The organism is Candidatus Pelagibacter sp. PS_43, from assembly GCF_059417795.1.
In genome coordinates this window covers 108,553-123,480 of the sequence record NZ_CM182066.1, presented here as the reverse complement: position 1 = coordinate 123,480, position 14,928 = coordinate 108,553, and the positions used below count along the sequence as shown (strand labels likewise).

The window sequence follows — 14,928 nt, the reverse complement described above, 5'->3', positions numbered from 1 at the left end:
CTTTTAATACTTTTTGCAATATACTTACCATAATTATGATTGGTAATATAAATGCTCACCAGTGTGGGTCTTTAATCATTTTATTTAAGCAAAATTCTTTGAAATGGGAATATATTTTTTTTCACTTTTTTTCCTAAATTTTTTTTTAAGTTTCTTGGGTCTAGTCCCAAATTTGGCCTCAAACATACCAAAGTATTATTTGACAACCTTTCTCCTGATTTTAAAAATTTTGTTGAATATACTGCTCTTCTGAAAGATGTAACATGGCCACTAGATATTTCTGATTTTGTTGGTTTTTTTTCAAAATTTCCAAATAACTTGCCCATTTTTTTAATATCTATTATCAAATTTTTTGTTTCATTATAATTTAAGGAAATTTTATGATCTCTAAACTTTTTTCCTCTCCTGTCATCTGTAAAGTGAAACTCTAAAATTTCTGCTCCTAAAGCATATGCGGCTAATAACGCTAACGACCCCTTATTATGATGAGAATATCCAACAGTTAAATTAGTTTTTTCTTTAAGAGCTTTTATAACATTTAAGTTAACTTCACTATCAAGTGTTGGGTATGATGAGGTGCACTGTAGTAAAGACAACATATTAGAATTTTTGTATCTTTTGTTTTTAGACTGAATAAAATTAATTGTTTCTTTAATCTCCTGAAGCGTTGAGAGGCCAGTTGATAATATAATAGGTTTTTTTTTTTGATTATACTTTCAATAATTGGAAATGCTGTAAGATCACCAGAACCAATTTTGTAAAATTTTAAATACTTGTCAATCCATTTAATAGACTCATTATCCCAAACTGAAGCCGCATATATTACTTTGTTTTTTTTGCAAATATTTGCAAGGTGAATATGTTGGTCTTTAGTTAACTCAAACTTCTTAAAATGCTTATTTCTTTTTTTTGACTCAAAAGTACTAACAAGCTCATCTCCTTTATAAATTTGTAATTTAACAACATCAACACCAGATTTAATGGCAAGTTTTACAAGTTTTTTAGCATAGTTGAAATTGCCTTCATGGTTTCCACCAATTTCAGCAATCAACATTGGTCCATTTTTACCTGACCAAAATAGTTTTTTCATATTTTACTATATCTGTTTTTTTTAACATTAACACAGCATATAATTTCTTTGGAATTTAAAAAAATATTTTTTTAAACATAAAATTTTTTATTGATAATAATTAGGATCGTCTGAGGGTAATTTTTCTAAATATTATACAAAAACGTCACTAAATTATTTATTAAAATATTAGAGTTTGCAATATCTTTATCTTTATCTTTATTACTTCTATAAAAATTTTTTTCAGTGCATAAATCAAGCCAATTGAGCTATTAGTACTGGTCAGCTACACGCATTACTGCGCTTCCACATCCAGCCTATCAACGTGGTGGTCTACCACGGCTCTATAGGAAGAACTAGTTTTGAGGTGAGTTTCCCGCTTAGATGCTTTCAGCAGTTATCTCTTCCATACTTAGCTACCCTGCACTGCGGCTGGCGCCACAACAGGTCCACCAGTGGTATGTTCAACCCGGTCCTCTCGTACTAGGGTCAACTCCTCTCAATTCTTCTACACGCATAGCAGATAGGGACCGAACTGTCTCACGACGTTCTGAACCCAGCTCACGTACCACTTTAATTGGCGAACAGCCAAACCCTTGGGACCTGCTCCAGCCCCAGGATGTGATGAGCCGACATCGAGGTGCCAAACACTGCCGTCGATATGAGCTCTTGGGCAGTATCAGCCTGTTATCCCCGGCGTACCTTTTATCCGTTGAGCGATGCCCCTTCCACTCAGAAGCACCGGATCACTATGACCGACTTTCGTCTCTGCTCGACTTGTCAGTCTCACAGTCAGGCAGGCTTATGCCATTGCACTCTACGAACGATTTCTGACCGTTCTGAGCCTACCTTCGCACGCCTCCGTTACTATTTGGGAGGCGACCGCCCCAGTCAAACTACCCACCATACAATGTCTCGCTGCCGGATGACGGCTAGCGGTTAGATGTCAAGAAAAACAAAAGAGGTATTTCACTGGTGACTCCACAAAAGCTAACGCCTTTGCTTCAAAGTCTCCCTCCTATGCTAAATATGTTTTTCCTAACACCAATGTAAAGTTGCAGTAAAGGTGCACGGGGTCTTTCCGTCTAACTACGCGAACTCCGCATCTTCACGGAGAATTCAATTTCACTGAGTTGATGTTGGAGACAGCGGAGAAATCGTTACGCCATTCATGCAGGTCGGAACTTACCCGACAAGGAATTTCGCTACCTTAGGACCGTTATAGTTACGGCCGCCGTTTACTGGGGCTTCAGAAGTTAGCTTGCACCAACCGCATTAACCTTCCAGCACCGGGCAGGCGTCAGACCCTATACATCCACTTACGTGTTAGCAGAGCCCTGTGTTTTTGATAAACAGTCGCTTCTCCCTGGCTTGTGCCACCCTTCTATAGTTGCCTACCAAAGGGTCTTCCTTATCCCGAAGTTACGGAAGCATTTTGCCGAGTTCCTTCAACATCATTCTCTCAAGCGCCTAAATATACTCTATTAATCTACCTGTGTCGGTTTCGGGTACGGTCTTCATGATGGAGCTATTTCTTGGGACCTCTTCGCGGCAAGTTCAATCCATTAAGAACTCACAACTTACGAAATCCGTCACTACCATCAGGTCAAGGAATATTAACCTTGTTTCCATCGACTACGGCTTTCGCCCTCGCCTTAGGTGCCGACTAACTCTACGCGGATTAACCTTGCATAGAAACCCTTAGATTTTCGGCGACGAAGTTTTTCACTTCGTTTATCGTTACTTATGTCAGCATTCGCACTTCTGATACCTCCAGGATCCCTCACGGGTATCCCTTCGCAGGCTTACAGAACGTTCCGCTACCCCTTACAAAGTTCGAAAACTTTGCAAAGCCACAGATTCGGTACATGATTTTAGCCCCGTTACATCTTCGGCGCAGAAACTCTATTAGACCGGTGAGCTGTTACGCTATCTTTAAAGGATGGCTGCTTCTAAGCCAACCTCCCGGCTGTTAAGGAATTTCCACATCCTTTCACACTTAATCATGATTTTGGGACCTTATCTGGTGGTCTGGGCTCTTTCCCTCTCGACCATGGACCTTAGCACCCACAGTCTGTCTGCCGAAGAACAATGTTTAGCATTCGGAGTTTTATTAGGTTTGGTAAGAATCTCTTCCCCCTAGCCCATTTAGTGCTCTACCTCTAAACATCTATTTATTCGACGCACTACCTAAATAGTTTTCGCGGAAAACCAGCTATCTACGAATTTGGTTGGCCTTTCACCCCTTACCACAAGTCATCCAAAGACTTTTCAACGTCAACTGGTTCGGTCCTCCGGTTGGTGTTACCCAACTTTCAACCTGCTCATGGTAAGCTCATTCGTTTTCGGGTCTAATTCATTAAACTAATCGCCCTATTAAGACTCGCTTTCGCTGCGCCTACACCTAGATGGCTTAAGCTTGCTTAATAAATTAAGTCACTGACCCATTATACAAAAGGTACGCCCTCACCCTAAAAAGGGCTCGGACTGATTGTAGGCATGCAGTTTCAGGTTCTATTTCACTCCCCTAATAGGGGTTCTTTTCACCTTTCCCTCACGGTACTAGTTCACTATCGGTCACTGAAGAGTATTTAGGCTTAGAGGGTGGTCCCCCTATATTCGAGCAGGATTTCTCGTGTCCCGCTTTACTCAAGAATTTTGTTAGACATTACTCATACGGGACTATCACCCTCTATGGTTAGCATTTCCAAACTATTCAAATTTTTCTAACAAAACTACTGGCCTACTCCGCGTTCGCTCGCCACTACTAACGGAATCTCAATTGATTTCTTTTCCTCTGGTTACTTAGATGTTTCAGTTCTCCAGGTTGTCTCTTTAAACCTATGTATTCAGTTTAAAGTACCACATAAAGTGGTGGGTTTCCCCATTCGGAAATTTTCGGATCAAAGCTTACATACAGCTCCCCGAAACTTATCGCAGTATATCACGTCCTTCATCGGCTTTCAGTGCCAAGGCATTCACTACACGCCCTTAAACGCTTGATTTATGCACAGAAAAAAATTCTTTTTACAGAAAATTTATCTATGTTGTGATCAAATTTTTATTTTGAACATTAAATAATAACTTTTAATGTTCGGATATAGATATTGATATAAATTATTTTTATTTACAGTTTTAATAACTAAATGTTTCCTGGTGGAGGATAGCGGGATCGAACCGCTGACCTCCTGAATGCAAATCAGGCGCTCTCCCAGCTGAGCTAATCCCCCAGTTAAGTATGGTGGGCCGAGAAAGACTCGAACTTTCGACCCCACCCTTATCAAGGGTGTGCTCTAACCAACTGAGCTACCGGCCCTACAAGAAGGAAACATTACTTTAAGAAGAGAAATGAGGACGGTCAACATTACCGATGTATATTATTTAGAGTGAAATTTTACTTTCACTCATCCTTAGAAAGGAGGTAATCCAGCCGCAGGTTCCCCTACGGCTACCTTGTTACGACTTCACCCCAGTCGCTGACTATACCGTGGTCAAGGGTTTGAAACCTTGCCTTAAGGTAGAACCAACTCCCATGGTGTGACGGGCGGTGTGTACAAGACCCGGGAACGCATTCACCGTGGCACGCTGATCCACGATTACTAGTAATTCCAGCTTCATGCACTCGAGTTGCAGAGTGCAATCCGAACTGAGGCATCTTTTCGGGATTTGCTTAACGTTGCCGTTTTGCTTCCTGTTGTAGATGCCATTGTAGCACGTGTGTAGCCCAACACGTAAGGGCCATGAGGACTTGACGTCATCCCCACCTTCCTCCAGCTTATCACTGGCAGTTCTTTCAGAGTGCCCAACTTAATGATGGCAACTAAAAGTGAGGGTTGCGCTCGTTGCGGGACTTAACCCAACATCTCACGACACGAGCTGACGACAGCCATGCAGCACCTGTGTTTCGTCCGGCCGAACCGAAAACTCTAATCTCTTAGAGTCGCGACGAACATGTCAAGTGTTGGTAAGGTTCTGCGCGTATCTTCGAATTAAACCACATGCTCCACTACTTGTGCGGGTCCCCGTCAATTCATTTGAGTTTTAACCTTGCGGTCGTACTCCCCAGGCGGTGTGTTTATCGGTTTCCCTGCGACACTGAAAATAAATTTCCAACGTCTAACACACATCGTTTACGGCATGGACTACGAGGGTATCTAATCCTCTTCGCTACCCATGCTTTCGTTCCTCAGTGTCAGTAATGATCCAGAAAGCTGCCTTCGCAATTGGTATTCTTTCTAATATCTACGAATTTCACCTCTACACTAGAAATTCTGCTTTCCTCTATCATACTCTAGCTGAAAAGTTTTGATGGCAGTTCCAGAGTTAAGCTCTGGGATTTCACCACCAACTTTTTCAACCACCTACGAACTCTTTAAGCCCAGTAATTCCGAACTACGCTAGGTCCCTTCGTATTACCGCGGCTGCTGGCACGAAGTTAGCCGGACCTTCTTATTCGGGTACAGTCATTTTCTTCCCCGACGAAAGAGCTTTACAACCCAAGGGCCTTCTTCACTCACGCGGCATCGCTGCATCAGAGTTTCCTCCATTGTGCAAGATTCCCCACTGCTGCCTCCCGTAGGAGTTTGGGCCGTGTCTCAGTCCCAATGTGGCTGATCATCCTCTCAAATCAGCTATTGATCATAGTCTTGGTAGGCCATTACCCTACCAACAAACTAATCAAGTGCGGGCTCATCCAATGGTGCATAAAGCTTTCTCCGTAAAGACTTATCCGGTATTAGCACAAGTTTCCTCGTGTTATTCCAGGCCAAAGGGTAGATACCCACATGTTACTCACCCGTCTGCCACTAAGTATTGCTACTTCGTTCGACTTGCATGTGTTAGGCGTGCCGCCAGCGTACGTTCTGAGCCATGATCAAACTCTCAAGTTAAAAAACGGCGCACACTAGCTTCATATATAAATTGTAAGAATACAATCCATACGATTTTGAAGTGTGTACGACAAATTTTGGTAACCTTAACCGTCCACACTTCTCTTCTTAAATTTTTACTTTTAAAATAGCTAATTGGGTCTAAAACGCCCAATAATCCTCACTAATCTATTGAATAAACAATAATTTTACTGAGAAAGTGTGCTGCTTATAAGCTAAAATAAAAGTAAATCAAGCTTTTAGCATTTAAATAAATCAATAAATACATCAGTAAATACAAGGTTTTTTTTGATTTTTTGGTATTACTAAATTAATAATTGAAAATTCCAAATGATTTTTAGTCTAAATAAATTAACTAAATTAGTAAAAAAAAATACTGAGATTTTCTTACTCTTTTTATTGCTGATCTTTACAATTTTTAGCACCACAATTTATAATAATGAAAAATTGAAAACTAATAAGAATTATAAAGAGGTAATAAATAATATTTATTTTCAAAAAAGCTTAAAGCAAATTTTTGATAATCTAAAACCTAGATATAAAAGTATTGATCATAAAATATCTAGTGGTGAAACATTTGATAAAATATTAAATAACTATTCTATTCCAAGTAAAGAAATTTTAGATATCAAAAAAAGTTTAAGTTCAGATTATAACTTAAGCAATTTAAAAAGTAATCTTGATATAAAATTTACAATTGATCAATCAAATAATAAAAAAATTATATCTTTTTTATTCCCTGTATCTAGAACTGAAAAAATTTTGTTAACTAGAAATTTAGACACAGATAAATTTAACAAAAAAAAAATTATTACAAACTTAAATAAAAAAATTATCTTTAAAGAAGGAAGGATTTTACAAAGTTTGTATAAAACCGCTATTGATCTTAATGTTCAACCCAACATAATAATCGAGTTTGCAAGAATCTATGGCTTTCAGGTAGATTTTCAAAGAGATATTAGAAAAAATGATAATTTTCAAATTATGTATGAAGTATTTGAGGATGATAATGGAAAAGTGTTTGAAACTGGAAATATTATTTTTGCAGATTTAAAACTTAGTGGAGTAAATAATTCTTTATATTATTTTGATAAAAAAGGAAATGAGGGGCACTACGATCAAAATGGAAAGAGTGTTGAAAAAGCTTTAATGAAAACTCCTATTAACGGTGCAAGACTTTCCTCTGCTTTTGGAATGAGAAAACATCCAATAGATGGTTATAATAAAATGCATAGAGGAACAGATTTTGCAGCACCAATGGGCACACCTATTATGGCGTCAGGAAGTGGTGTCGTTACTAGAGCAAGATGGTGTGGTGGTGGTGGAAACTGCGTAAAAATAAAACACAACTCAACATATGAAACCATTTATGCTCATATGAAAAATTTTGCACGAGGGATTAAAGAAGGTGTCAGAGTTAAGCAGGGTCAAATAATTGGCTATGTTGGCTCAACAGGAAAATCTACTGGACCCCATTTACATTATGAAGTTATAGAAAATGGAAAAAAAATTAATTCACAAAAACTAAAACTGCCTTCTGGAAAAATTCTTAAAAGTAAAAATAGAGAATTGTTTGAGGTTACACGAATTAAATTAGATGTTTTAAAGTCAGAGCTTATTATTGGCTTGAATTAAACTGCCGCAGATTTTTTTTCTGCGATTTTTTTCTCAATTGTTTTTGAAGGCTTTTTTAATTCTGTCTCTTGCTCTTGAGTTTCTTTTTTAACAATAGGTGCTTCTATTTTAGCTTCTTTTACAATCTGATCTGCTGGTGTAATGGGCTTTACTATCTCTGTTGGAGATGAATTTACTCTTGCCATTCTAAGACTTTCTTGTTCATTTTGAACTCTTTGAAAGTGATCAGCATGTTGAAAATAATTTTCAGATAAAATCTTATCCTCATTGGCTAGAGCTTCTCTTGCTAAATCATTGTATTTTTCAATTAGTTTAACAGCATTATGATTGTTTCTACCTGGAACTTTTCTTTGAAAATTATCATTATTAGAAAATTTTGATCCTTCATTGTTATTTCTAAACGAGGGTCTTCTGTTATTATTATTTCTAAATGGAGATCTTCTGTTGTTATTTGAATTATTACTTCTAAATGTTACCATAATTATATTTTTAATTTATATTTTAGTGCTGATTATGCAGCGATCATTATTGCCATAGTCTCTTACAGCTTTATTTATATAAAAACCCTCTTGTTTTAATATTTCCTTAACTTTATTTTTTTGATTAAAACCTATCTCTAAAATAAATTTACCATTTTTTTTTATCAGATAGTTTGCTTTATTAATAACTTTTCTGATTTTTGAAAAACCATCAAATCCACCACTCAAAGCTAATTTTGGTTCAAAATTAATAATATCTTTTTCCAAATATTTTAAACTTACTAATTCAATATAAGGAGGATTTGAAACAATAAGATCATATTTGCCTATAGTGAAATTGTCAACACTAGAGTGAAAAAATTTAGCCCTATTTTCTAAATTTAGCTTTTTTGCATTGAATTTACTCACATTTATGCTTTTTTTAGAAATATCTATTCCTGTTCCATAGAAATATTTTCTTTCTTTTAATATTGATAACAAAATACATCCTGATCCTGTACCTATGTCTAAAACTTGAAGATGAGTATTTTTTGAATATATTTTTAATACCTCTTCAATTATTAATTCTGTATCTGGTCTTGGAATTAAAACATCTTTATTAACAAAAAATTCATTATTCCAAAATTCTTTTTTATTTATCAAATAAGCTATGGGTTCTCCTTTTTTTCTTTTTTCAATAAGACTCTTAAAATCACTTAATTGCCCATCATTTAAAATTTGTTTCGGATTTAGGATGATATATCTTTTATCTTTATTAATTGAGTTAGATAATAAAATTTCACAATCTAGCTGTGGATTTGACACACCACTTTGCTTTAAAGTATTGGTTCCCTCAATTAGAATATTTTCTATATTCATTTCTATGTAAGATTGCTTAGTTTTTCTTCCTGTGCTTGGAGAGTTAAAGTTTCAATCATTTCATCAAAAGCTTCTCCTTCTAAAAATTCTTCAAGTTTATGTAGTGTTAAATTGATACGATGATCAGTAACCCTTCCTTGAGGAAAATTATAAGTTCTAATTCTCTCTGATCTGTCTCCAGTACCTATTTTACTTTTTCTATCCTGCGATCTTTCTTGGTCTATTCTTGATCTTTCTAAATCATAAAGTCTCGATCTTAAAATTTTCATTCCTTTAGCTTTATTTTTATGTTGAGATTTTTCATCCTGTTGAGAAACTGATAAACCTGTTGGAATATGGGTTATTCTCACTGCACTATCAGTTGTATTAACAGATTGTCCCCCTGGTCCTCCGGCTCTAAAGACATCAATTCTCAAATCGGAATCATTGATTTTTACATCAACTTCTTCAGCTTCTGGTAAGACGGCTACTGTTGCAGCAGAAGTATGAACTCTTCCTTGTGTTTCTGTATCTGGCACTCTTTGAACACGGTGTACTCCACTCTCATACTTTAGAGTTGAGTATATATTCTTTCCTCTAATAGAGGCGATAACTTCTTTAAGACCTCCTGCTTCACTCTGAGACATGCTAATTAATTCTAATTCCCATTTTTTTTTATTACTAACTTTTTCGTACATCTTAAAAAGATCTGAAGCAAATAAACTAGCCTCTAGACCGCCTGTACCAGCTCTAATTTCTATAATAGCATTTTTTTTATCAGCTTCGTCTTTTGGTAATAAAAATAATTTTAATTTTTTTTCAATTGTTTCATTTTCTAACTTAAGATCTTTCAACTCTTTTTCTGCCATTCCTATAAAGTCGTTATCACTACTTGGATCTTCTAGAATTTTTTCTAAATCTTTTCTTTCTACTTCATATGAAAAATATTTTTTAGCATCATCAATTACATCATTTAAATCAGAGTACTCTTTAGATTTTTCAGCAAATAGTTTTTTATCAACTTCACCTGTTGACAACTCTTTTTCCAGAGCAGAATGTTTTGAGATTAAATCTTCAATTGTTTTTAGAGGTATCATTACAATTTTTTATCAAGTTCAGCAGCTTTTTTTTCAACTTCTTTAACAACTCTTGATATTATGTCTTCTGATAAAACTTTTTCACTTTGAATGCCAGATAAATAAAGCATATTGTTTCCTTTGCCACCACCCGTTATTCCTATATCAGTCATTGCAGCCTCACCCGGCCCATTAACCACACATCCAATAATTGATAAAGTTAGAGGAGTTTTTATATGTGAAAGTTTTTCTTCTAAGATTTTGACTGTATCAATTACTTGAAATGCCTGTCTTGCGCAAGATGGACAAGAAATAATCTTTACTCCCCTATTTCTCAAATTTAATGATTTAAGTATTTCATTGCCTATTTTAATTTCTTTAACTGGGTCATCGGAAAGAGATATCCTTATAGTATCACCTATACCATCTAATAAAAGTGAACCTAGGCCTATAGATGATTTAATACTTCCCGAAACAAATCCACCTGCTTCGGTAATTCCTAAATGTAAAGGATAATCTGTAACTTTTGAGAGTTGTCGGTATGCCGCCATAGATAAAAAGATATCTGAAGACTTAACACTAATCTTAAAATTAAAAAAATCTTGATCTTCTAATATTTTTATATTTCTCTGAGCACTTTCAACTAAAGCTTCTGGACATGGTTCTTTATATTTATCTAGAATATCTTTTTCAAGAGATCCAGCATTGACACCAATTCGAATGGAGCAGCCATTATTTTTGGCAGCACTTAAAACATCGTGAATTTTTAATTTGTCTCCAATATTTCCTGGATTAATTCTTAAACATTTTGCTCCATTTTCAGCTGCTTCTATTGCTCTTTTATAATGAAAGTGAATGTCGGCTATAATGGGTACAGAAACATGTTTGGTAATTTCTTTAAGTGCCATTGAAGATTCTTGATCTGGGCAAGAAACTCTTACAAGATCGGCTCCTTCTTCATGAATGTCATTTATTTGTTTTATGGTGGCCTTAATATCAGTCGTTAAAGTATTGGTCATTGATTGAACGGATATAGGATTGTCTCCACCAACCTTAACTTCACCTACATTGATGATTTTAGTTTTTTTTCGATGGATATCTCTAAATGGTCTAAGGCTCATTAATTAATCTAATTTAAATTCTTTATGAAGTGCTGCTACAGCTTTTTTTATCTGTTTATTAGAAATTAAAACTGAGATTTTAATTTCAGATGTTGAAATGACCATAATATTAATTTTTTTAGAAGCTAATGCTTGAAACATTCGATAAGTAATTCCAGGAGTGGTAATCATGCCCACACCAACAATGGAAACCTTAGAAACATTATTATCATATGAGAATTTTCTAAAAGAAATTCTTTTATTTTTTTTAATTATTTTTTCAGTCTTTTTCAAATCCTCAGATTTAATGGTAAATGTTAGATCTGTTTCTTTGCCATTTAATGATATATTTTGAACAACCATATCAACATTAATTTGATTTAGTGATAATGGTTTAAAAACAGCTGCTGCTACACCTGGTTTATCTTTAACACCTACTATTGTAACCTTTGCATCATTTTTTGTAGATGTAATTCCTGTAATTATTTGATTACTAAATATTTTTTTAGTTCCTGTAATTAATGTTCCTCTTTTTTTTTCAAAAGATGATTTTACTGAAAAATTTATATTATTTAATTTAGCATCTTGTACTGAAGTTGGCTGCATAACCTTTGCCCCAAGTGATGCCATCTCTAACATCTCATCGTATGAAATTTTAGAGATCTTTTTTGCTTTTGAATGATTTCTTGGATCTGTTGTATATACACCATCTACATCGGTATAAATATCACATGCATCTGCATTGAAGAATTTTGCAAGCATTATGGCTGAAGCATCTGTTCCTCCTCTACCTAGTGTTGTTATTCTACTATCTAAATTAATTCCCTGAAAACCAGTTATGATAGGAATACCACCTGTTTTCATAAAAGTTAGTATTTTAGTTTTATTGATTTTACTTATACGTGAAGCACTATAAGGACCTTCAGTAATTATTGGAAGTTGCCAAGATATCCATGATCTTGCTTTCAAACCTAAATGTTTAAGTCTACCAGCAATTAATGCACATGCAGCTTGCTCACCTGATGAAAGTAAAACATCATACTCTGCAGAGTCAAAATTATTGCTTAATTCTTCTGTTTTTCTAATAAGATCATTAGTGGTTCCGCTCATTGCAGAAGAAACCACAATAACATTAAGTTTTTTTCTTTTATATGAGGCAATTATTTTTGCTACTTTTTTAATTCTATCTATATTTCCAACAGACGTTCCACCAAACTTTAATACTACAATTTTCATTGATAATTTTGTTTAATTTTTGTTTGATAAAATACATCTTAATTGTTATGTCCACAAGTCATCTATTATGAATTCAATAAATAAAAAAGAAATAGAAAAATTTTCAAGAATTGCAGAAGAATGGTGGAATCCTGATGGAAAATTTAAACCTTTGCACAATTTTAATCCTATAAGAATTAAATATATAAAAGAAAATATTATTAAAGATTTCAAAATTAAAGACTTAGCTAAACCTTTAAAAAATATTAAACTGTTAGATATTGGTTGTGGGGGTGGCTTGTTATCTGAGCCAATGCGAAGATTAGGTGCTGATGTAACTGCGATAGATGCTTCGAAACAAAATATAGAAGTTGCTAAATTTCATGCAAAAAAAAATAAACTTAAAATTGATTATAGAGTTAGTTCACCTGAAAAATTAAAAACTACAAATAAATTTGATGTAATTTTGAATATGGAAATAGTTGAACATGTTAATGATATAGATTTTTTTATTAAAGAGAGTTCTAAATTATTAAAAAAAAATGGTATAATGTTTATTGCTACATTAAATAAAACATTAAAATCATATATTTTTGCAATTATTGGTGCTGAATATGTTTTAAAATGGCTTCCAATAGGGACACATGATTGGGAAAAATTTGTAAAGCCTGAGGATTTAACAGAGATTTCAAAAAGAAATAAACTATTGTTAAAAAAATTAGATGGTATGCAATTTAATATATTAAATAATAGCTGGAAGGTCAGTAATGATACTTCAGTTAATTATATTACAAAATTTATTAAAACTTAATTAGTATTTTCTTTTATCCAGGGAATTAACTCGGCCTCTATTCCCTCTTCTCTCAATTCCTTTATATCTTCCTTTGTAGCAGTGCCATAAATTCCCTTTGAAAATTTTTTATCTTTATAGTGGATAGATCTAGCCTCATATGCAAAATTTTCACCAACATATTGAAAATTTTTTTTTATAAAATCTTGATATTTATTTATTGTTTTTTTGATATTTTTATATTTTTGGCTTGATGTATCAATACCAACATCTTTTTTGGACATTAGTATATTCGGTGACATCAAAGTCTTTTCAACATTGAGTGAGTTGCAAATATGACAATTGAGAAATTTTTTCTTTTTGAGTTTTTCATACTCTTTAGACGTTGAAAACCAACTATCAAAAGTTATTTCACAATCTTTACATACAAGCTTATATTTGATCATGCTTTATAGATAATAACATAACTATTTAATTCAATATTAAATTAACTTCTATAATCGGCATTAATTTCTATATATTTTTTTGTTAAATCCATAGTGTAGGCTGTGAAATATTTTGATCCTGAATTCAGGCTAACCGAGATATCTATTGATGGGCTCTTCATGTATGTTGCAACTTGACTTTCATTATAATTACTAAAAATTTTTCCATTTTCTACAACTTTTATATCGCCAAAATTAATTGATAATTTATTTGTATCAAAATTTATTCCTGATTTGCCAATTGCCATTATTATTCTTCCCCAGTTTGGGTCTTCTCCAGCAATAGCTGTTTTAACTAAATTAGAATTTGCAATGGAAAAAGCTACAGATTTTGCATCACTCTGAGTTTTTGATTTTAAAACACTTATTGATATAAATTTAGTAGCACCCTCTCCATCTGCAACTATTCTTTTGGATAAATTTAATAATACTGAGTGTAAAGCTTTATCAAAATTATAAAGTTTTTTATCTGTAATATTCTTAATTATTGGATTTTTTACTTTACCAGTTGAAAATATTGAAACCATATCATTTGTGCTGGTATCACCATCACATGTAATTGCATTAAATGTTGTATCAATATTTTTTTTTAACAATTTGCTTAAGACATCATTTGAAAGATCTGCATCTGTAAAAATATAGCCTAGTGTTGTAGCCATATTTGGAAAAATCATTCCTGAACCTTTTGCAATTCCATATATCTTTATTTTTTTATCACCAATTTTACACTCTTCCATTGCAAGCTTTGGTTTTAAATCTGTTGTCATTATTCCTAAGGCTGCTTTTACCCAAATTGATTTATTCTGTGTGTATCTAATTTTTTTTATTAAATCTGAAATATTGCCTTTTATTTTTTTTGTAGGATATTTTTCACCTATTGTGCCAGTGCAACCAAAAAGTATCTCATTTGCCAATACTTTTTTGGGGAAATCTTCGTCTTCATTTTGTTTTTTTGAAAGCTGTATTGAAAGTTCCTCTGCTATTTCTTTTAGAGCCTTATAACCTTCAGGTCCTGTAAATGCATTGGCATTTCTAGTATTTACCAAAAGTGACTTTATTTTTTTACATTTTATATTTAAGTTCCATTTTATGTTTTCTGATATTATTTTAGATTGTGTGAAAACAGATGCATAATTTGCTCCATCTCTAAAATAAAACATAACCAGATCATCTCTGGGTTTGTTATATAAATTTGCACAAATTGTTGAGATTGAAAGTCCATCTATATGATCTAAATCTTGAAAGTCTTGCATTTTTGACATTGAGGCCAATGAGATTGCGAAGTTTTTTAAATTTAATGGCATATGTTTAAAATATATATTTAATACTTATATTAAAAGCTGTAATTAATTA

General features: G+C 33.7%; 11 protein-coding genes, 2 tRNA genes and 2 rRNA genes. 2 read left to right on the top strand and 13 right to left on the bottom strand.

Translation table 11 applies throughout. The features are described 5' to 3' along the window. Positions 1 to 80 precede the first annotated feature (80 nt). The 6 genes from AC5SLL_RS00655 to AC5SLL_RS00630 form a co-directional block, all read right to left on the bottom strand. A complete protein-coding gene (locus AC5SLL_RS00655; protein ID WP_494587058.1) occupies positions 81 to 656 on the bottom strand; it encodes an N-acetylneuraminate synthase family protein in 576 nt (191 codons plus the stop codon). Continuing rightward, the gene (locus AC5SLL_RS00650; protein WP_494586681.1) at positions 539 to 1,090 is read right to left on the bottom strand and encodes an N-acetylneuraminate synthase family protein; all 552 of its coding nucleotides are present in this window, start codon (positions 1,088 to 1,090) and stop codon (positions 539 to 541) included. The genes AC5SLL_RS00655 and AC5SLL_RS00650 overlap by 118 nt, the downstream gene beginning before the upstream one ends. 230 nt (positions 1,091 to 1,320) lie before the next feature. Continuing rightward, positions 1,321 to 4,074 (bottom strand): 23S ribosomal RNA (locus AC5SLL_RS00645). A gap of 149 nt (positions 4,075 to 4,223) precedes the next feature. Then, positions 4,224 to 4,299: transfer RNA gene (locus AC5SLL_RS00640), tRNA-Ala, on the bottom strand. 9 nt (positions 4,300 to 4,308) lie between these two features. Further along, positions 4,309 to 4,385: transfer RNA gene (locus AC5SLL_RS00635), tRNA-Ile, on the bottom strand. Positions 4,386 to 4,483: 98 nt separating this feature from the next. Beyond that, positions 4,484 to 5,958, bottom strand: a 16S ribosomal RNA gene (locus AC5SLL_RS00630). Together the 16S and 23S rRNA genes with 2 tRNA genes alongside form the textbook arrangement of a ribosomal RNA operon. A gap of 330 nt (positions 5,959 to 6,288) precedes the next feature. On the opposite strand from AC5SLL_RS00630, the gene AC5SLL_RS00625 reads away from it, so the two are divergent. Then, positions 6,289 to 7,593 carry a M23 family metallopeptidase gene (locus AC5SLL_RS00625; RefSeq protein WP_494586680.1) on the top strand — a complete coding sequence of 435 codons (1,305 nt, stop codon included), beginning with the start codon at positions 6,289 to 6,291 and terminating at the stop codon, positions 7,591 to 7,593. Here the strand turns inward: AC5SLL_RS00625 and AC5SLL_RS00620 are convergent. From AC5SLL_RS00620 to AC5SLL_RS00600, 5 genes are read right to left on the bottom strand one after another with little or no spacing between them, the layout of a single operon-like run. Beyond that, a complete protein-coding gene (locus tag AC5SLL_RS00620; protein WP_494586679.1) occupies positions 7,590 to 8,072 on the bottom strand; it encodes a DUF4167 domain-containing protein in 483 nt (160 codons plus the stop codon). The two genes, AC5SLL_RS00625 and AC5SLL_RS00620, sit on opposite strands and share 4 nt — an antisense overlap. 15 nt (positions 8,073 to 8,087) lie before the next feature. After that, on the bottom strand, positions 8,088 to 8,930 hold the full coding sequence (prmC, locus tag AC5SLL_RS00615) for a peptide chain release factor N(5)-glutamine methyltransferase (protein WP_494586678.1): 843 nt from the start codon (positions 8,928 to 8,930) through the stop codon (positions 8,088 to 8,090). A gap of 2 nt (positions 8,931 to 8,932) precedes the next feature. Beyond that, positions 8,933 to 10,006 (bottom strand): peptide chain release factor 1, encoded by a 1,074-nt coding sequence (gene prfA, locus AC5SLL_RS00610; protein ID WP_494586677.1) that lies wholly within the window; start codon positions 10,004 to 10,006, stop codon positions 8,933 to 8,935. Beyond that, positions 10,006 to 11,106 (bottom strand): flavodoxin-dependent (E)-4-hydroxy-3-methylbut-2-enyl-diphosphate synthase, encoded by a 1,101-nt coding sequence (gene ispG / locus AC5SLL_RS00605; RefSeq protein ID WP_494586676.1) that lies wholly within the window; start codon positions 11,104 to 11,106, stop codon positions 10,006 to 10,008. Before ispG ends, prfA begins: the two co-directional genes overlap by 1 nt. Positions 11,107 to 11,109: 3 nt before the next feature. Then, complete coding sequence (locus tag AC5SLL_RS00600; protein WP_494586675.1) at positions 11,110 to 12,321, bottom strand: aspartate kinase; 1,212 nt, start codon at positions 12,319 to 12,321, stop codon at positions 11,110 to 11,112. A gap of 67 nt (positions 12,322 to 12,388) precedes the next feature. On the opposite strand from AC5SLL_RS00600, the gene ubiG reads away from it, so the two are divergent. Further along, positions 12,389 to 13,111 carry a bifunctional 2-polyprenyl-6-hydroxyphenol methylase/3-demethylubiquinol 3-O-methyltransferase UbiG gene (ubiG, locus tag AC5SLL_RS00595; RefSeq protein ID WP_494586674.1) on the top strand — a complete coding sequence of 241 codons (723 nt, stop codon included), beginning with the start codon at positions 12,389 to 12,391 and terminating at the stop codon, positions 13,109 to 13,111. On the opposite strand, the gene AC5SLL_RS00590 is transcribed toward ubiG, so the two are convergent. Then, positions 13,108 to 13,536 (bottom strand): DUF1178 family protein, encoded by a 429-nt coding sequence (locus AC5SLL_RS00590; RefSeq protein ID WP_494586673.1) that lies wholly within the window; start codon positions 13,534 to 13,536, stop codon positions 13,108 to 13,110. The genes ubiG and AC5SLL_RS00590 overlap by 4 nt on opposite strands. Before the next feature lie 41 nt (positions 13,537 to 13,577). Beyond that, positions 13,578 to 14,879: a bifunctional glutamate N-acetyltransferase/amino-acid acetyltransferase ArgJ gene (gene argJ / locus AC5SLL_RS00585; RefSeq protein WP_494586672.1), complete on the bottom strand. Its 1,302-nt coding sequence runs from the start codon at positions 14,877 to 14,879 to the stop codon at positions 13,578 to 13,580. Between the last annotated feature and the right edge of the window lie 49 nt (positions 14,880 to 14,928).